Origin of the sequence: Faecalibacter bovis (assembly GCF_017948305.1) — a bacterium.
GTDB classification, from domain to species: domain Bacteria; phylum Bacteroidota; class Bacteroidia; order Flavobacteriales; family Weeksellaceae; genus Empedobacter; species Empedobacter bovis.
In genome coordinates this window covers 537,543-555,444 of record NZ_CP072842.1, presented here as the reverse complement: position 1 = coordinate 555,444, position 17,902 = coordinate 537,543, and the positions used below count along the sequence as shown (strand labels likewise).

At 30.5% G+C, this 17,902-nt stretch carries 20 protein-coding genes; 11 read left to right on the top strand and 9 right to left on the bottom strand.

What is annotated here, in order from left to right; genetic code table 11:
- Positions 1-62: 62 nt before the first annotated feature.
- Positions 63-992, top strand: a complete 930-nt coding sequence (locus J9309_RS02775; protein WP_230476916.1) for an FKBP-type peptidyl-prolyl cis-trans isomerase — start codon at positions 63-65, stop codon at positions 990-992.
- A gap of 60 nt (positions 993-1,052) precedes the next feature.
- On the opposite strand, the gene J9309_RS02770 is transcribed toward J9309_RS02775, so the two are convergent.
- The 5 genes from J9309_RS02770 to J9309_RS02750 all read right to left on the bottom strand — a co-directional run bounded on the left by J9309_RS02770 (position 1,053) and on the right by J9309_RS02750 (position 5,257).
- Positions 1,053-1,547 (bottom strand): TlpA family protein disulfide reductase, encoded by a 495-nt coding sequence (locus tag J9309_RS02770; RefSeq protein ID WP_230476915.1) that lies wholly within the window; start codon positions 1,545-1,547, stop codon positions 1,053-1,055.
- 127 nt (positions 1,548-1,674) lie between these two features.
- A complete protein-coding gene (locus J9309_RS02765; RefSeq protein ID WP_230476914.1) occupies positions 1,675-3,369 on the bottom strand; it encodes a TonB-dependent siderophore receptor in 1,695 nt (564 codons plus the stop codon).
- A gap of 33 nt (positions 3,370-3,402) precedes the next feature.
- Positions 3,403-3,675 carry a Plug domain-containing protein gene (locus J9309_RS02760; protein WP_262897293.1) on the bottom strand — a complete coding sequence of 91 codons (273 nt, stop codon included), beginning with the start codon at positions 3,673-3,675 and terminating at the stop codon, positions 3,403-3,405.
- A 272-nt stretch (positions 3,676-3,947) separates the two neighbouring features.
- Positions 3,948-4,490: a 16S rRNA (guanine(966)-N(2))-methyltransferase RsmD gene (gene rsmD / locus J9309_RS02755; protein WP_230476913.1), complete on the bottom strand. Its 543-nt coding sequence runs from the start codon at positions 4,488-4,490 to the stop codon at positions 3,948-3,950.
- Positions 4,481-5,257: a DUF3822 family protein gene (locus tag J9309_RS02750; RefSeq protein WP_230476912.1), complete on the bottom strand. Its 777-nt coding sequence runs from the start codon at positions 5,255-5,257 to the stop codon at positions 4,481-4,483. Before J9309_RS02750 ends, rsmD begins: the two co-directional genes overlap by 10 nt.
- Before the next feature lie 197 nt (positions 5,258-5,454).
- On the opposite strand from J9309_RS02750, the gene kdsB reads away from it, so the two are divergent.
- The 9 genes from kdsB to J9309_RS02705 all read left to right on the top strand — a co-directional run bounded on the left by kdsB (position 5,455) and on the right by J9309_RS02705 (position 13,713).
- Entirely contained in the window at positions 5,455-6,183 is a 729-nt protein-coding gene (gene kdsB, locus J9309_RS02745) for a 3-deoxy-manno-octulosonate cytidylyltransferase (protein ID WP_230476911.1), read from the top strand.
- Between the two features lie 163 nt (positions 6,184-6,346).
- Positions 6,347-6,892: an HNH endonuclease gene (locus tag J9309_RS02740; protein ID WP_230476910.1), complete on the top strand. Its 546-nt coding sequence runs from the start codon at positions 6,347-6,349 to the stop codon at positions 6,890-6,892.
- A 100-nt stretch (positions 6,893-6,992) separates the two neighbouring features.
- On the top strand, positions 6,993-7,661 hold the full coding sequence (locus tag J9309_RS02735) for a LolA family protein (RefSeq protein ID WP_230476909.1): 669 nt from the start codon (positions 6,993-6,995) through the stop codon (positions 7,659-7,661).
- Between the two features lie 99 nt (positions 7,662-7,760).
- A complete protein-coding gene (locus J9309_RS02730; RefSeq protein WP_230476908.1) occupies positions 7,761-9,725 on the top strand; it encodes a site-specific recombinase in 1,965 nt (654 codons plus the stop codon).
- Positions 9,726-9,733: 8 nt separating this feature from the next.
- Positions 9,734-10,177 (top strand): deoxycytidylate deaminase, encoded by a 444-nt coding sequence (locus tag J9309_RS02725; protein WP_230476907.1) that lies wholly within the window; start codon positions 9,734-9,736, stop codon positions 10,175-10,177.
- Positions 10,178-10,245: 68 nt separating this feature from the next.
- Positions 10,246-11,760 carry a S41 family peptidase gene (locus J9309_RS02720; RefSeq protein ID WP_230476906.1) on the top strand — a complete coding sequence of 505 codons (1,515 nt, stop codon included), beginning with the start codon at positions 10,246-10,248 and terminating at the stop codon, positions 11,758-11,760.
- A 1-nt stretch (position 11,761) separates the two neighbouring features.
- Positions 11,762-12,652: a site-specific tyrosine recombinase/integron integrase gene (gene xerA / locus J9309_RS02715; protein WP_230476905.1), complete on the top strand. Its 891-nt coding sequence runs from the start codon at positions 11,762-11,764 to the stop codon at positions 12,650-12,652.
- Between the two features lie 14 nt (positions 12,653-12,666).
- Positions 12,667-13,185, top strand: coding sequence for an NUDIX hydrolase (locus tag J9309_RS02710; RefSeq protein WP_230476904.1), 519 nt, complete (start codon positions 12,667-12,669; stop codon positions 13,183-13,185).
- Positions 13,186-13,188: 3 nt separating this feature from the next.
- Complete coding sequence (locus tag J9309_RS02705; protein WP_230476903.1) at positions 13,189-13,713, top strand: DUF4136 domain-containing protein; 525 nt, start codon at positions 13,189-13,191, stop codon at positions 13,711-13,713.
- Here the strand turns inward: J9309_RS02705 and J9309_RS02700 are convergent, their stop codons facing one another.
- From J9309_RS02700 to J9309_RS02690, 3 genes are all read right to left on the bottom strand, one after another.
- Positions 13,714-14,193 carry a GNAT family N-acetyltransferase gene (locus J9309_RS02700; protein ID WP_230476902.1) on the bottom strand — a complete coding sequence of 160 codons (480 nt, stop codon included), beginning with the start codon at positions 14,191-14,193 and terminating at the stop codon, positions 13,714-13,716.
- A gap of 85 nt (positions 14,194-14,278) precedes the next feature.
- On the bottom strand, positions 14,279-14,749 hold the full coding sequence (locus J9309_RS02695) for a hypothetical protein (RefSeq protein ID WP_230476901.1): 471 nt from the start codon (positions 14,747-14,749) through the stop codon (positions 14,279-14,281).
- A gap of 11 nt (positions 14,750-14,760) precedes the next feature.
- A complete protein-coding gene (locus tag J9309_RS02690) occupies positions 14,761-15,525 on the bottom strand; it encodes an exodeoxyribonuclease III (protein ID WP_230476900.1) in 765 nt (254 codons plus the stop codon).
- Between the two features lie 120 nt (positions 15,526-15,645).
- On the opposite strand from J9309_RS02690, the gene J9309_RS02685 reads away from it, so the two are divergent.
- Positions 15,646-16,401, top strand: a complete 756-nt coding sequence (locus J9309_RS02685; RefSeq protein ID WP_230476899.1) for a head GIN domain-containing protein — start codon at positions 15,646-15,648, stop codon at positions 16,399-16,401.
- Positions 16,402-16,470: 69 nt separating this feature from the next.
- Here J9309_RS02685 and J9309_RS02680 read toward each other — a convergent pair whose 3' ends face one another.
- On the bottom strand, positions 16,471-17,880 hold the full coding sequence (locus J9309_RS02680; protein ID WP_230476898.1) for an OmpP1/FadL family transporter: 1,410 nt from the start codon (positions 17,878-17,880) through the stop codon (positions 16,471-16,473).
- Positions 17,881-17,902 lie beyond the last annotated feature (22 nt).

Genomic DNA, 17,902 nt, shown 5'->3' with positions numbered 1-17,902 from the left:
ATTCAATAAAAAATGATTTTATCAAATTATTTTGTAAACTTGCATAGTTAAATACAGATATAATGAAAAAAATTCTTGTAGGAATTTTCGTTGTTGCATCATTAGTTTCATGTAACAAAGGAAAAACTGTAGAAAAATTAGATAACGACGATCAAAAAGCATCTTATGCTTTTGGAGTTGGTTTAGGTGAAGGAGTTAAACAAATGTCTGCTCGTTTAGTTGAATCTGATAGTATCGATTACGCTCAATTAGAAAAAGGTTTAAAAGATTATTTAAACGGATCTACAGGGAGAGAATCTTACTCAATTGGTCAACAAATGGGACAACAGATTGAAACTGTTATCAACCAACAACAATTAGATCAGTTAGACAAAGACATCATCGTACAAGGTATTATGGATGTAGTTCGTCACAAAAAGTTATTAATTACTCAGGAAGCTGGAATGGGATTCTTAGACACTTACGCTCAGAATCACATGAAAAATACAGCTAAGAAAAATGCTGAGGAATCTAAAAAATTAGTAGAGGCTAAAAAAGGAGGTAAAGCAAAAGCTACTGCTTCTGGATTAGTTTACGAAGTTGTGAAGGAAGGTACAGGAGCAAAACCAAATGCTAATAGTATCGTTAAAGTAAAATATACTGGTAAATTATTAAAAGACGGTAAAGTTTTCGATTCAACTGAGAAAAACAACAAAGGTGAAGCTGTAGAATTCCCATTAAACGCTGTTATTCCAGGATGGTCTGAAGGTTTACAATTAATGTCTAAAGGAGGTGTTTACAAATTCTACATTCCATCTGAATTAGGATACGGTGAACAAGGTGCTCCAGGAGGTCAAATTGGACCTAACCAAGCTTTAGAATTTGAAGTTGAATTAGTTGATTTCAAAGAAGGTGAACCAGCTCCAGCTCCATCACAAGGTGGAGGATTAACTGAAGCGCAATTACAAGAGTTACAAAAACAATTTGAAGCTCAAGCTCAACAAGGAAAATAATCCAAATTGAATATAAAAAAAATGCGACTCAATCGAGTCGCATTTTTTATTTAAAATATTTTATAAAAATTGAAATATCTGATTTACTTCTACAGAGCCTCTTTTTACAGTTATTAATTCTCCTTTTTTATTGTATAAATAGAAAGTTGGGATAGTTAATGGTTTAAATTTTTCTGCAAATTCATAATCCGAATCTTGTAGAATTTCAACATTATTTGCTGAGTAAAAATTAGGAGCTAAAGCGTTGATTTTATTATAAAATTCCTCTTTGCTGTATTCTGTTACTAAAACAATATTTACATCTTTTAGCTTTTCAAAATTGTTGTTTAAATGCTCAAGTGATAATAAACAATGGATACATTCTGGAGAAACTAATCCTATTATTGTCGTTTTATTTTTCTTCAAATCTTTAGAATCGAAAATACCTTCTCCTTTAATCTTTACAAATTGAAAAGCTGGCATTGTTGATGGATACTCATGTTCAGGCAGATTTGTTTGTGCAAATGTAAAAACGCTAAAACAGGCAACGAACAAAAACGTAAAAATTGACTTCATGTTATATTTATAATTTGAAATGAAGATATAAACACTTTTGTAAATAAAAAAAAGAGATCGTAAAAAATACGATCTCAAGTAAAAATGAATTTAAAAAACTATTTAGAGTTTAGATAGGATTAAAATTTTAGAATTTAAAAACGACTTGACCTGCAATATTAAATGGATCAATTTGATTAATAAAACCGCCTCGGTAATAAGAATTATATCCTACAACGTCCGTTATGTTATTAAAGAATAGACGGAAATCAAATTGCTTTGCGGCATAACCTAATTGTGCATTTAAAGTTGTGTATTCTGGCATTAAGAATGGAGCAACTCCGTTCATTACATTTCCATGCGAATCTCTTGAACTAGTTTGGTCATTAACAGGTCTTGATCCCGTGTAATATGCACCAACCGAAACTGATAAACCATCTACAATAGTTTGTGTGTTTTGAAATTTGTATTGTACCCAAGCATTTGCAGTTGAATAAGGTGAGTTCATTGGTCGAGATCCTTGTACATAAGAAGGTGAGTTGTTATAACCTGCATCTACATAAGAATATCCTAATAATACTTGCAAATTATTTAACGGGCGACCAGTTACTTCTACTTCGATACCACTTCTTCTTAAATTACCTGCGTAATCATAGAAATTTGTAGCAGCGTTAGTTTGTGGATCATAGTATTGATATGTTAAGTTGTCTTGGTTCATGTTAAAGTAGTTTACATTTGCTCTTAAACGATCATGAATCCAAGATGTTTTAATACCAGCTTCAAATTGATCAGTTACAGAAGGACCAGCTTTTGTTCCATCAATCATATTTTGTGATGCAGTGCGTAAACTTGTTGTTGTCGCATAAGTACCATAAATATTAATATTTTTTGTAGGAGAATACATTAATCCAACCATTGGATCGATAGCAGAATCTTTGTAATTATTAGCGTAAGAATAGCGAGCTGCTGCGACTAATTTGAATTTATCTGCATAGGATAACTGTTGCTGAGTTAGGATTCCGTAAGAAGTCATGTTTTCCATTGTAGACTCTCTTAATTCTAACTTCGCCCACTGTTCTGGAGTTAATTCGATGTGATTATTAATTGGACCTGTCGAAGTAACATCACTATTTACATTAGTAATTCCTTCGGCAGTACGGTTATCAGTTCTTGTTGTTGTTAAATCATATCCAACTTGCCAAGACCATTTGAATTTTCCGAAATCGAATTCTTTACCAATCACATCAATTTGTAAAGTAGAATTGCGATCGTCTTTAAAACTGCGAGCCATTCCACGTTGTCTTGTATCTCCATTTCCAGTTAAGGTAGAACCTAATACATTTCTTGTGTAAAAATTAGACATCCATGCTGCGCGTACATTAATCTGATCAGTTAATTGACGAGTTAAGCGTGCAGCGTAAGAAAATGTTTCCATTTCTTCATTATCAATATCAAAACCTAAAAAACGAGAGCCCATATCAATTAATCCATTTTCGGTAATTCCTTTCGTATTGTAAGTACCTCGATCGGGTGTAGCATCTCCTTTTAAATAATCAAATTCTGTAATGAATTCTGTTTTATCGTCGATTTTCCAAGCCAATGATGGATTAATATAAAATTTATCTTTATTGATAATATCTCGGTAACTATCAGCCTGTTCGTAAGCTCCATTTACACGAAATGCAAAATTTTTATTTTCTCCAACAGTTCTTTGAACATCAAAAGTAGTTCTGATTTGATTCCAAGAACCAACACGTAAGCCAATGTTTCCTGTATTTGTATAGCGAGGTGTTTTAGTAACTAGATTGATAACTCCACCTGCAGAACCTAAACCATTTGCCATACCTTGAGTAATTGCTGTTGCTCCACGAATTACTTATAAAGATTCAATCCCTTGCATATCTGCTACACCTGAAGAAGTTCTAAAATCAGAATCCATACGAATACCATTTTTAAGAACTGGAGTTCCTCGGTAACCACGGATAGACATAGATTCTCTATTTCCTCCATACGATCCAAATAAAGTAACTCCTGGAACATTGCGAGCAGCTTCGGTAATGGTTAAAGCTCCTTGGTCTTCGATTAATTTCTCTGAGACTACTGATATAGATTGTAATTGATCTTGAGGTGAACCTGGGAAACGTGTAATTGTTTCTAAACCTCTTTGTTTGGTATTTCTATCACCAAAGATTTCAACTTGTTTTAGTTGATTAATTGAATCATTTTCTTGTGCTTGAGTATATGTTGTACTAAGTAAAGTAATTATGGATCCTAATAAAAATGCATGTTTATTTATATAGTTTTTATTTAATCTAAATAATAATTAACAAATTTAATTAGAATTGATATAAATAAAAAAGAAATCGCATGATAAATATCATTTACCATGCGATTGTTTAAACTTATTCTAAATATGTTATTTTACTCAAAAAAAGAAAAATGTACGTTACCGTATTTTTTGTGTTGAACAAAACGTGGGTGATCTTCAAATTTGATTGATGCAGGATGTTCTAATATAAAGTTTCCTTCTTCTTCAATCCAACCATTCTCTAAAATACCGTCTAAAAGTTTTTTATAATCTTCCTCTGGTAAGTCGTAAGGAGGATCGGCAAAAACAATATCATAACCCTTTACAGCTTTTTTGCTCACATATTTAATAGCATCATTTTTTTGAGTATTAATGATGTTATCTAATTCTAATTTTTTTGAAGTTTCTTCTAAGAATTTTACACAAGCAAAATAGTTGTCAACAGAAGTTACTTTTTTTGCACCACGAGAGGCAAATTCTAATGAAATAGATCCAATTCCAGAAAATAAATCTAAAACTGTAATCTCATCAAAATACCATTGATTGTTAATAATATTGAATAAAGCTTCTTTTGCAAAATCTGTAGTTGGTCTTACAGGTAAATTTGACGGAGCTGTAATTCTTTTTCCTTTTAATGATCCTGAAATTATTCGCATTCAAAAATTTTATAAAGTAAATATTTTGGACCTATCGCTTCAATCTCTCTGTTAAAATCAATAAACTGAATATATTTTGCCAAATGTTCGTAAGCAATACTATCTTCAGTTATTCCTCCTTCTAATGAGACGTAAACTTGATTAGGATCCACATTAAATTGTTCTAATGAATTTAAGATGTAATAAACGATATCTTCGTCTGATGTTACATCAAATACATTATAAAGAGTAAAAACTCCTTTTTTATAAATGCAAAGTTCTAATTTTTGTTTGATTAAACGAACAAAAATCTGATTCTTTTCTGAATCTATTCTATTATTATCGATTAAGAATTTACCAACATGGAAAGTTGTTCCATTTTTAAGATTTGGTAAATTATTCAAAACTTTATTGAGCGGATTGTATGTGTTGAAAACTAAACTAGCATCTACATTTTTCAATTTTATAGTTTCAGCTTCAAATTTTGATTGATTTGATAAACTTATAAAAGAAGATAAATTATCTGATAAATGTACATTAGGTACAACAGTTACAGGAGTAGAAATGTAGCAAATTTTTACATCGTTATAATATAATAATAAAGGTAAATTTGATTTGATTTCTTTTTCTACTAGATCATACGAAACAGCTTCATTTAAATCAGGTAGATTAACATTAATCGCTTCTGAGTAAAATTCTTCAGTTCCTTGAACAGTCTTAGTTAAGAATGTTAACGTATCGTTTGTTATTAATAACGCTAATGATTTTGTAGAGGCGTTTTCAGACATAATTTGATTTATTTCAACTCGTTAATTAAAATATATATTAAAGCGAATGAGATCAAAAATAATAAAATTTTGAAAGCTATTTTCATCGGTGGTTAACTTTGATGTAAATATACTAATAAAATAAATCAGACTTCCCGAATTGTAAAAACTAATTCATCAAACATATATTTTTAGTTTCTTTGTAAATAAAAAATAGAATGAGAAAAATTGCAGTAATTCCTGCGCGATATGCAGCCTCTCGATTTCCAGGAAAATTGATGGAAAAATTAGGAGATAAAACTGTAATTCGCATGACTTATGATAACGTTGTCGCAACAAATTTGTTTGATGATGTTTTTGTAGTTACAGATTCAGAATTAATATATAACGAAATAGAAAATCACGGAGGTAAAGCTATTTATAGTTTAAAAGAACACGAAACAGGTAGTGACAGAATTGCAGAAGCAGTAGAAAAACTAGATTGTGATGTTGTTTTAAATGTACAAGGCGATGAACCGTTTATTAACGAAAAAGCTTTGGCTGATCTTTTAACTTCATTTGATGGCGAAGAAGGCCAAAATGTAGATGTCGCGACATTAAAACAAGAAATTACAGATGTAGAAGAAATTAATAATCCGAACATTGTAAAGGTAATTGTTGATTTTAAAGATTATGCGTTATATTTTTCACGCAGTCCTATACCTTATGCCCGTGAAACAAATTTTACTGCTACATATTATAGACATATCGGGGTGTATGCTTTTCGAAAAAATGCATTGTTAAAATTTGCAAAACTAGAAATGCGACAATGTGAGCGTGCTGAGAAACTTGAACAGCTTCGTTATCTTGAATATGGTTTGAGAATCAAGGTGGTTGAAACTGATTTTAATGGTGTGGGAATCGACACTCCAGAAGATTTAGTGAAAGCAAAAACGTTATTGAAATAACGTTGTAAAAAAATTAACAATATATCTAAAATGTTTGTTTTATATTTGCCCGCTAATCAAAATTTAACTTAAAAAACTCTTAAAACTAAACCTTTGATATGGTATTGTGCTTTTCGGTATGAATATTGTTGTTTTATAAATATAGTAAGTTAAATTAGTGATTATGAGTGATTCATGGAAAGAGTATGAGTCTGAGGGTCTGATTGAAAAAAGATCATTCTTAGTATCTAGAAGTGGACTTGTGAAAAAACTTTACACAGGTCAAGACAAATACAAAATTTTAGAAGGGGCTATTAACAACGGTTACCGTGCAATATGGGTAACTAAAGCCGATGGGAAAAGAACTGCAAAATACGTTCATAAGATGGTTGCAGAGACTTTTTTGTCAAACGATGAGAACAAAGAATATGTGATCCATTTAGACCATAATAAATTGAATAATAACATTGAAAATTTAAAATGGGCTACGTTAGAGGAATGGAAAGAACATAACAAAGATTTGTTTAGAATGATGAAAGGACGTTCTCGTTTAGATAGCATTCCTAATAGCAAGTTGACAGAAAATCAGGTGGTTCGTTTAAAGAAAAAATTAATGGATCCTAACCGAAAAACTAAAATCGCAACTTTGGCGAAACAATTTAATATCTCTCAAGGACAAGTTTACAGAATCCTTAGAGGTGAAAACTGGTCTCACATTGAAGTGAAGTAAACCAGAACATGAAGTAAAAAGAAAAGGAGATTTTTAAATCTCCTTTTTTTGTTTGTATCTTCATTTTAATTTTGAAGAAATAACCATTAAATATATACATATGTTGAAAGCTAAATTATCAATCTTGATTGCCGTTTTTTTATCAATTTGTGCATTTGCTCAATCAGCCGATGGAATAATTAAAAATAATTTAGCCCGATCTGGGGGAGAAAATGCATGGAATAATCTGAATAGTATTATTCTAAAAGGTGAAGCAAATATAAATGTTGATTATTCGTATCCAATTATTATACAACATCAACGCCCGTACAATAAAAAGGTTTCTTTTATTATTGATGGTAAAGAAGTTTTAAACGAAGGTTACGATGGTAAAAATGGATGGACGTACAGCGAAATTCAAAAGAAAAATGTTGTAGTACCTAATTATATTCCTGATGCATTTGATTCTGATCTTTTAAAGTATAAACAAAAGGGTTTCAAATTAAATTATATCGGTAAAGAGACTTATGAAAAAGGGAAACAATGCCATAGAATCGAATTATTAAAAAATAAGAATCAATCTTTTTATTGTTTTGATGATAAAACGTATGCAGTAGTTTTCGAAGAAAATAAAGACGAAATCTTATATTATCATGATTACAAAACTTTTAATGGTTTAAGTTTTGCCACTCGTATCATAGGGAAACCAAAAGAAGGAGGCGAATATGTTATTAAATTTAATACTATTCAAATCAATCCGCCTATCGATAAAAAAGTATTTAAATTTTAGTAATTTAAGTGCTAGCCTTAACCCTATTTTATAAAAAATAATTAAAGATTCTATATAATTAAGAATGTTTAATTTTGTACCAATCTAAAAAAGATATACATGTCTTTAAATTCACTATTTGATCCGAATTATACTTCTGAAAAGAATTATATCATAGATCTATTAGATAAAGCTAAAAAGCAAAATCTTAATGGAGTTACTTTCATTGATGAGCTGACAAGTATAATTGAAAATGATGAGTCTAAAAGATTGTTTTTAATTCAACAATTAAATAAGATTTTTTCAAACATCAATTTTATCAGTTATTTGGTAGACTCAGGTATCCATGTTGAAGATGGTATTTTATCCGTTTTTAGAAAACGTGTTGTTGATTTGCTTTTGCCAGAAATTGAAGATAATAACGAATTAACATCTTTAGTAAATGATGTTTTTTACGATTCTAAACGTTTCCAAATAATATCTTCAATTCCTAAAGATAGATGGACAAAGTTCTTTACAATCTTAGCACAAAATATGCCTGAGGAATTTGCAAAGAAAAAAATTAGCAGTGTAAAAAATTCATTATTACAAGCCATGTTAATTTTATCAGATCGTGTGTCTGGTGGATTTTCAGGTAAAGAAATGATTCGATATAGTTCCGAGGTAAACTACTTAGGTAACCCATTTTCAGTATTAGGTTTACATATCAATAAAATTTTATTAAAACCAGATGCTTCTTTTGATATTCTTGAGATTAAAGAATGTATTTCGAATTGTAGAAAATTGTTAGATGATATTTTAACACAAAAAGATTATAAAGGAATTTCGTTAGATGTAGCTGCTAAAATCAATAGGATACAGCAACAATTAACTCGTTTACAAGTTGTATTAAGTGCTTTTAATGACATTAAAAATGGAAATTTAATTGCATTTTACTCTAATTCCGCTAAATCTTGGACTGAATATTATTCTCCTAAAAAATGGATGAATAATCAATTAAGTTCTACATTATATTTAATCACATTTTTGGTTACTTACCATAACGGTAAAACGGGCGAAAAATACATCACTACCACTGCGAAAGAATATGTACGAATGTTTTGGACTGCATGTGGAGGTGGATTAATTGTAGCTATTTTATGTTTTATTAAAACTGCAATTGGTAACGTACCAGATTCGTCACCATTTTTCAAAGGATTCTTCTTTAGTGTAAATTATGCGATTGGTTTTACAACAATCTATTTATTACACTGGACATTAGCTACAAAACAGCCATCCATGACGGCTGCAAGAATTGCACGTGCATTAGTTCCAGCTTCTGGTACAGATTTAAATGTGAAGGATTTTACCACATTATTTGCCCAATTATGCCGTAGTCAGTTGATTGCTATTTTAGGAAATGTTATAGCTGGTTTCTCAATCGCGTTGTTAATATTCTTGTTTTTGGATAAGGTATTAGGGATCGAAGTTTTAAAATATTCTAAAGCTTATCATTATTGGGAAGAAGTTGTAATAATGGATCCAAAGATTTTCTATTTCGGAGGTATAGCTGGAATTTTCTTATTTATTTCGGGTGTTATTTCAGGAATTACAATTAATAATCAACGTTTTTATAATATTCCGGAAAGAATTTATCATCATCCGTTATTAGTTAAATTTTTTAATGCAAATCGTAGAAGAAGTATCTCGAATTGGTTCGAAAGAAATAATGGTGGTATTGTTGGTAATATAGCATTCGGTTTTATGATGGGATTTGCTTTTTTAATTGGAGATATTTTAGGTGTTCCGTTCGACATTCGACATATTACTTTTGCGGCAGGTAATTTTGCAATAGGTATTGGTGGAATGGATTATCACTTTACAGATAAAGGTGCAATTTTTATGGGATTTATCTCAGTTTTCCTTATTGGTTGGTGCAACTTTATCGTAAGTTTTGTACTATCATTAATGTTAGCATTTAGATCAAATAATTTACCTATCTATAAAATGTTTCCGATGTTTATTAACATCATTAAAGCATTTTTCAGAAATCCGTTACCATTTTTTATTCCACCATTGTGGACAAAATCAAAAGAAGAAGCATAATAAATATTATGGAAGTTAGTGTTTGTAAACAAACAAAATACGATAAGGCATATTTAAGAATGGCTTTAGAATGGGCCAAATTATCTTATTGTAAAAGAAAGCAAGTTGGTGCAATTATTGTTAAAAATCGTATGATAATATCAGACGGTTACAATGGTACGCCAAGTGGTTTTGAGAACTGCTGTGAAGATAATGAAGGCAATACACAATGGTATGTTTTACATGCAGAAGCTAATGCAATATTAAAATGTGCAGCATCTACGCAAGATGCTGAAGGCGCAACATTATATATCACAATGTCTCCTTGTAAAGATTGTAGCAAATTAATTTTACAAGCTGGTATTAAAAGAATTGTTTACATCGAGAAATATAAAGATAATTCCGGTTTAGAATTCTTAGAAAAGGCTGGAATCACAATTGTTCATATTCCTGAATTGGAATTAGATGCTTAATGAATAAGTTTTTTAAAATATTAAATATTTTTCTGCTTGCCACAATTTTATTTTTGGTAGGATTTCTTGTGGGAAAAAAGTTCGATTTTGCTTTTGATGAAAACGACGAAATTGTCGGTTTAAAATATAGTAGCAACGAGCAAAAAATTAGAAGATTAGTTTCCTTAATCGATAACGAATACATTAACAACGTAAATTCGGATAGTTTAGTAGACGAAGCTATAAATTTTATGGTTGGTAAACTTGATCCGCATAGTACTTATTTAGATAAGGAAATGATTAAAAAGGCCAACGAAGAAATTAGTGGTTCTTATGTTGGTGTGGGTTTACAATACCGAGTTTTAAATGATACCGTTGTTGTTACTCGAATGTTGCCTGGATCTCCCAATGAAAAGCTATTAAAATTTGGTGATAGAATAGTTGCTATAGATGAGCAACAAGTAACTGAATCTAATCTTAAAAAATTTACAACTCTTTTAAAAGGGAAAAAAAATACAGATGTTAACATAGCTGTTATAAGAGATAATCAACCCATTTCAATTACTTTAAAACGTGCGTCAGTTCCGGTACCAACGGTGGTTGGCGAACATATGATTACAAAAGATATAGGCTATATCAAATTAACTCGATTTGGGGAAAAATCTGGAGATGAGGTTCATGATGCGTTAAAAAATCTTTTGGATAGTGGAATGAAAACTTTAGTTTTTGATTTGCGTGGAAATCCTGGAGGAGTAATGAGAGTTGCAGAGCAAATTGCAGATGAATTTTTAACAAAGGATGAATTAATCGTATATACAAAAGATAAATCACAAACAAAAAAATACATTTACGCTACAAATTATGGACTTTTCGAAAAAGGAAAAGTTTATGTTTTAATTGATGAAAGTTCTGCTTCATCAAGTGAAATTGTTGCAGGTGCTATTCAGGATTATGGACGCGGAACTATTGTTGGTCGTCGTTCATATGGAAAAGGTTTGGTTCAGCGCGAAATAAATTTAGGTGACGACACTCGTGTTCGTTTAACTGTAGCAAACTATTATACACCTTCTGGTAGATCTATCCAAAAACCTTACGATAAAGGAAATCAAGCCTATGCAGAAGATATTTATGCACGTCTTAAAAGTGGAGAATTATATAACAAAGATTCAATCAAAGTAAATGAAAAACTTCGTTATGTAGCGCCATCAGGAAAAATTGTTTACGGTGGAGGTGGAATTATCCCGGACGAGTTTGTTGCGTTAGATGTAACCTCAGTTTCAAATTGGTTAGATTATAATAATGATGCTAAATTTTACCAAGAATTTATTTTAAAACAGGCAGATAAAACACATAATCTGTTCTTTTTTGAGAACGAAAAACGTTACATAAAATATTTTGGAGCTGGAATTTATAGAAATGAATTTTTACAAATGATGGGAGTACCTTCTGATCAATTTAATGAAAATTTAGGTGCAACTGTTGACAACTACATAAAAGCCACATTAGCGAATGAATTATTTGGAACTCGAGCTTATTTAGAAATATGGAGCAAAGAGGATGAAATGATCAAACGAATTTTAGAACTAGAAAATACAAAATCTTAACATGCTTTGGAAAGACGCATTGTATGATTATAAAATGTATCTGAAACTTGAAAAAAGAGTTTCAGATAATACAATAGAAAATTATTTAAGAGACATTAATAAACTAATTAATTCTTCCGATAAACTACCTTTAGAATTTACTCAAGACGATATAACAGCGTTTATACATGGATTTGCTTCCAGTGATTATAGTGTACGCTCGCAAGCGAGATTAATATCAAGTTTGAAAAGTTTTTTTGGATATCTTCAATTAGAAGAATTCCGAGAAGATAATCCTGCATCAATGTTAGAAACACCTAAAATCGGTTTAAAATTACCTGATGTATTATCAGAAATAGAAATCGATCAAATGATTGAAGTTATCGATTTATCTAAACCAGAAGGTCAACGAAATAGAGCAATTTTAGAAATGCTATATGGTTGCGGACTTCGTGTTTCAGAATTGATTAATCTTAAAATTTCTGACCTGTTTTTTGATGAAGGATTTGTGCGTGTTATCGGGAAAGGTAATAAACAACGTTTGGTCCCGATTAGTGATTATACAATAAAATATATTAACTTGTATAAAGATACAATTCGTGTGCACACAAATATACAACCAGGCTTTGAGGATTATTTGTTCTTGAATAGAAGAGGTAAAAATTTAACAAGGGTGATGATATTTACAATTGTAAAAGAGTTATCAATTATTGGAGGTGTAAAAAAGACAATTTCGCCCCACACATTTAGACATTCTTTTGCAACACATTTATTAAAAAATGGTGCAGATTTGCGTGCAATTCAGTTGATGTTAGGTCACGAAAGTATTACAACAACGGAAATTTATACTCATGTAGATCAAGAATTTATTCGTGATGCGATTTTAAATTTCCACCCAAGAAACAAGAACTAATCAATTCTAAATATATGGAAATCAAATCGTTTAATTTTTGTCCGAACTGTGCATCTAAAAATATTTCTTTCGATTACAGAAAGTTTAATTGTAATGATTGCAATATGGTTTATTATCAAAACGTAGCTACTGCAACTGCTGTAATTTTACGTAAAGGTGAAGAAATTCTTTTCACTGTAAGAAATCGAGAACCGCAAAAAGGAAAATTAGATTTACCAGGCGGATTTACTGATCCGGATGAAACGGCAGAAGAATCTTGTCAGAGAGAATTAAAAGAAGAATTAAACATTACCACTCCATTAGAAAATTTCAAATACTTATTATCACAACCTAATAATTACGAGTATAAGACGATTCCGTACAAAACGTGCGATTTAGTTTACGAAGTGACTTTTCCAATTGGCACTGAACTTGCGATTGAAGAAGATGAAATTGCTGAAGTAAAATGGATTAATATAAATGAAATTAATTTAGACGAAATTGGTTTTGTTTCGTTACGTAAAGCAGTTGAATATTACATAAATAATCAATAAACTATGAATAAATTTGTTACGTTTTGTATTGCAATACTATTTTTTGCAGGTTGTAATTCTCAGAAAGTAAGTGTAGATTATGATAGAAATGTAAATTTTTCTCAAATCAAAACTTACAAAATCAATACAACTATGGCTACAGGTTTAAATGATTTAGATCAAGCAAGATTATTTGATGCTTTAGAGAAGAATTTTAAATATAGAGGTGTTTTAAAAGCTGAGCAATCAGATGTTGAGATTTCAATTCGACCAAGAGAATATGTCTCTACTAATCGAGGTCCATCTGTTGGAGTAGGAGTAGGAACAGGAATTTTAAGTAGAGTAGGTGGAGGAATTTCTATGGGAATACCATTAAATACCAAAAGTTTAAATCAAGAATACACGGTATCAATGTATCAAAAAAATACAATGATTTGGGAAGGTATTCTTAATTTAAAAATGCCTGTAAATGCTTCCGCTGAAGTTAAGCAACAAAATATGGATAAAGGAATTGCAAAACTTTTAGCAAATTATCCACCTAAGAAATAATTATTTACGATAGTTAAAAACCAACGGGTTATCTTCTGAATTAACCAAGATTGATTTTTCCAATATTCTTAAAGTTGCAGGTTGGGCCGGATGTGCTTTTCCTGCAATTTTATCTAAACGAAGTTCGTTCACACCATAATTAATTACTGCGTTTAAAACTTCAGTTCCATAACCTTTATTCCAGAATTTCTTTTTTAATCTTACATTCAATACAGGACCATATTTTGTTTGGCGCATTCCTGCCCAACCAACAAAACGTCCGCTTTTTTTCTCGAAAGTAGCCCATAACCCATAACCAAATTCATGGTAATGTTCTATCATTTTTTCGATAAAGTATAAAGCTTCATCTTCAGATAAATATGGTTTTTCATTAACAGCTTTCGCTACTTCTTTTTCAGAATTCATCTGGAATAAGTCGAAAGCATCAAAATCAAGAAATTCTCTTACTACAAGAGACTTTGATTCACAAATAGTCTTCATTAATTTATTGATGTATTGACTGCAAAGGTAAGAGTATTCCTACAAAATAAAAAAGTCTTACAATAGATGTAAGACTTGTGATAAGTTATTTAACTTTATCCTGAATTTCTTTAACAAAGATTTGTTTCTTTAAATTGATAATCTCGTTGTTTTGATTTTCAATTTTAGCTTCCAATTCTTTTTGATTTTTTAGTAATTCTTCTACTTGCTTTTCTTTATCTGTTAATTGATTAAAGAAAGTTTGAGATTTTTGACTTGAGCTATTTAATGCTGAATGCATTTCTTGTAACAATCCTTCAAATTCAGACTGAGATACATTCATTAATCGTTGTGCATTTGCGAATGCAGTGTCTTTAACATATAACTCTTTTTTGGTTTTGTCTAACTCTTTTTCTAGAGTTTCAATACTATGATTTGCAAGTGTTAATTCTTTATTTAATTTACCTTGCTCATCTAAAGAGGCATAATAACTGTTTTCTAAATCGTCGAATTTCTTTTGAGGAACACAACTTGTAATTCCTGCAAGAATAACGCAACTAAAGATTATTTTTTTCATTATTCAAATGATTATAAGTCTAATTCTAATAAAATAGGACAGTGGTCCGAATGTTTTGCTTCTGGTAAAATTGCTACTCTTTTCATTTTAGATTCTAAAGTAGAACTTACCATGTTGTAATCAATTCTCCATCCTTTGTTGTTTGCACGAGCATTTGCACGATACGTCCACCATGAATAGTGATGTGGTTCTTTTACAAAATATCTAAAAGAATCAATCATTTCACAATCTTCCATAAATCCACTAATCCACTCACGTTCGATTGGTAAAAATCCTGATACTTTAGCATTTCTAATCGGATCGTGAATGTCTATTGCTTCATGACAAATATTGTAATCACCACAAATTATTAAATTTGGATGAGTCTTTTTTAATTCTGAAATATAGTTTTTAAAATCTTCACAAAATTGCATTTTAAAATCTAATCTATCAATATTAGTTCCACTTGGAAGATATAAACTAATCACAGAAACGTGATCAAAATCTAAGCGAATTACACGTCCTTCAAAATCAATATAATCAATTCCAGTTCCAATTTCTACATGATTTGGTTTTATCTTAGTAAAAATTGCAACGCCACTGTAGCCTTTCTTTTCTGCCGAATGCCAATACGATTCATATCCTAATTCTTCAAAAGCTAATGTATCAACTTGCTCTCTTAAAGCTTTCGTTTCTTGTACACAAAATACATCTGGATTAGCTGCTTTTAACCATTCAACAAGGCCTTTTGTCATGGCTGCCCTAATTCCGTTAACGTTATAACTGATGATTTTCATAAGAAGCGAAAATAGTAATTATCTACATTTTAACTGCAATATAATAATAGCTTTTATATATAATTGAATTTGTTTTGTAACTTTTTGAAAATTAATACGTCTAATTATAAAACCCTATTTATGAAAAATATTATTTTACCAATAACAGTAGCATTATTTACAATTTTTTCTAGTTGTTCTGTTGATTTGAATGGAAAAAAAAGTAATGATATCGAAGAATCATTAACATATACAGATAGAAATGCAATAAAAGAAAATAGAAAGGTGTCTAATTTTGAACATGTGGATATTTCAAGTGCTTTTAATGTAGTAGTTTCAGATAACGATTTTAATGGAAATGTGGTTGTTTCTGCGCCAGATTACGCAATGGAAAAAATTGTAACCAAAGTTGTGAACGGCACTTTAAAGGTTTATGTTGATGGTTCATTATCGATGAAAAACGGTGAGAAGTTGGAAATAACTTTTCCACATCGTAAATTAAGAGATATTAAACTTTCTGGTGCATCAAAATTAGTTGCTAAACATGCTATGAAGTTAGATAAATTGGATGTAAATTTATCAGGAGCGAGTAGTTTAGATCTAAATGTCATTTCTAATTCTATTAATTTAGAAAATTCAGGCGCTTCAAAATTTATCTTAAAAGGTAACGCCAAAGATTTTGAAGTTAAAGTTTCAGGAGCTTCAAAAATTGAGGCAGAAGAATTAAAAGCATCTAAAGTTAGAATTAATGCTTCTGGAGCTAGTTCGGCTAAGATTTGGGCAGTAGATAACTTAATAGTTGATGCTTCTGGCGCAAGTAAAGTTTATGTTATAAAACAAAATGGATTGAAAAAATCAATAAATACATCAGGAGCTTCAAAGGTTTCTGAAATTTAATTTTTTAGTATTAAGAAAAAAAGTGGATGATCATTCATCCACTTTTTTATTTATATCTTTTTTAGATTTTTAGAATTGCCAACCTAATGTTAATAAGAATAAATTGTTATTCAATTTTGCTTTAGGAGCATAAGAGTTGTTTAAATCTACGCTAAACAAATCTCTATCAACATAAGTTGAATTCCCGATCAAATAATTAGCTTCTTGCGTTTGATGTTGGTAAGCTGCATCAATATAAAAACCTCCAAAATCGTAACCTAAACCAGCACTAAATCTATTAACATCTCCTAAGAAAGGCTTATTTAATGTAGTTGTAGCTACATTATTATTTACATCAGCAATATTCATTGTGATATCCTCATAAGGTGATTGTACATAGTTGTAACCGGCACGAATTTTTAATCTATCGTAACGATATTCTCCACCCACTCTAATTTCACTCGAATTAGCTACATATTGATCAATAAAAGCATTGTCCGCAGCAAAATTAGCTGAAGGTTTCAGTTTTGAATCATTGTTTAGATGATAGGTATAATCAACTCCAAAAGAGAAGTTTTTATCTAATACAAAACCTAACGATCCTACTAAACGACCACCTCTAGTCATGTCGTAATTGCTTCCGTATAAATTATAATTAGAAACGTCTCTATTGTCGTTAAAATTAGCAGCATAATAAACTTCATCAACATTGTACCAAACTGGTGAGTGATATGCAACACCTGCTCTTACATTATGATTAAATTTATAAATTGCACCTGCAGTTAAAGAGAAACCTTGTCCAATTTCGTTATAAGGAGTTCCATTCTTATCATAAACATAGGTAGTTCCAGAAACATCAGATTTTTCAGCATACTGGCTGAAAGCTTGATAATTACTTTCGTGGAAATTTAATCCTAAACCTAAGTATAATTTATTATCATACGCTGTAGCAAAATTTAAAGTAAATTTAGATTTATAACCTTCAATTTGATCTGCATAACCAGCAAAACGATAAGTGTCTGTTATATTACCAGCATCGTCTATTACGTCAAAAGCGATATTTTGGTTAGAATTAATTTGGTTTAGACGATCTAATCTCTGATTCAAATAATTTAAACCAATTGTAAATCTATTCCATTTTGAAGATTCATCATTATTAAAAACGAATGTTCCACCAAAATGTTGAAAATCAAAACGTGAATCTTTTTCTGTTCTTTCAGTAGCGAAAGTATTCGTGTTTTTGAAAGATGATACGCCAGCTGTAACTTGAACTTCAGAATTTATTGCAACTCCCAATCCCGCAGGATTTTGTTCAACAGCAGAAATATCTCCACCTAAAGCACCTACTGCACCACCTACACCAATATATTTTGCGCTTCCACTATTAATATCTTGTCCGTACAATTCTATAGCATTTGTTGAATATTGCGTACTTACTTGTTGTTGCGCATATGTCAATCCACTTCCTAAGACAAGGATATTGATAAATATTTTTTTCATTATATGTTAGTAATATACTTTA

Coding starts and splice junctions, on each gene's coding strand:
- J9309_RS02775 (WP_230476916.1), top strand. CDS start 63: ATGAAAAAAATTCTTGTAGGAATTTTCGTTGTTGCATCATTAGTTTCA.
- J9309_RS02770 (WP_230476915.1), bottom strand. CDS start 1,547: ATGAAGTCAATTTTTACGTTTTTGTTCGTTGCCTGTTTTAGCGTTTTT.
- J9309_RS02765 (WP_230476914.1), bottom strand. CDS start 3,369: ATGGCAAATGGTTTAGGTTCTGCAGGTGGAGTTATCAATCTAGTTACT.
- rsmD (WP_230476913.1), bottom strand. CDS start 4,490: ATGCGAATAATTTCAGGATCATTAAAAGGAAAAAGAATTACAGCTCCG.
- J9309_RS02750 (WP_230476912.1), bottom strand. CDS start 5,257: ATGTCTGAAAACGCCTCTACAAAATCATTAGCGTTATTAATAACAAAC.
- kdsB (WP_230476911.1), top strand. CDS start 5,455: ATGAGAAAAATTGCAGTAATTCCTGCGCGATATGCAGCCTCTCGATTT.
- J9309_RS02740 (WP_230476910.1), top strand. CDS start 6,347: ATGAGTGATTCATGGAAAGAGTATGAGTCTGAGGGTCTGATTGAAAAA.
- J9309_RS02735 (WP_230476909.1), top strand. CDS start 6,993: ATGTTGAAAGCTAAATTATCAATCTTGATTGCCGTTTTTTTATCAATT.
- J9309_RS02730 (WP_230476908.1), top strand. CDS start 7,761: ATGTCTTTAAATTCACTATTTGATCCGAATTATACTTCTGAAAAGAAT.
- J9309_RS02725 (WP_230476907.1), top strand. CDS start 9,734: ATGGAAGTTAGTGTTTGTAAACAAACAAAATACGATAAGGCATATTTA.
- xerA (WP_230476905.1), top strand. CDS start 11,762: ATGCTTTGGAAAGACGCATTGTATGATTATAAAATGTATCTGAAACTT.
- J9309_RS02710 (WP_230476904.1), top strand. CDS start 12,667: ATGGAAATCAAATCGTTTAATTTTTGTCCGAACTGTGCATCTAAAAAT.
- J9309_RS02705 (WP_230476903.1), top strand. CDS start 13,189: ATGAATAAATTTGTTACGTTTTGTATTGCAATACTATTTTTTGCAGGT.
- J9309_RS02700 (WP_230476902.1), bottom strand. CDS start 14,193: ATGAAGACTATTTGTGAATCAAAGTCTCTTGTAGTAAGAGAATTTCTT.
- J9309_RS02695 (WP_230476901.1), bottom strand. CDS start 14,749: ATGAAAAAAATAATCTTTAGTTGCGTTATTCTTGCAGGAATTACAAGT.
- J9309_RS02690 (WP_230476900.1), bottom strand. CDS start 15,525: ATGAAAATCATCAGTTATAACGTTAACGGAATTAGGGCAGCCATGACA.
- J9309_RS02685 (WP_230476899.1), top strand. CDS start 15,646: ATGAAAAATATTATTTTACCAATAACAGTAGCATTATTTACAATTTTT.
- J9309_RS02680 (WP_230476898.1), bottom strand. CDS start 17,880: ATGAAAAAAATATTTATCAATATCCTTGTCTTAGGAAGTGGATTGACA.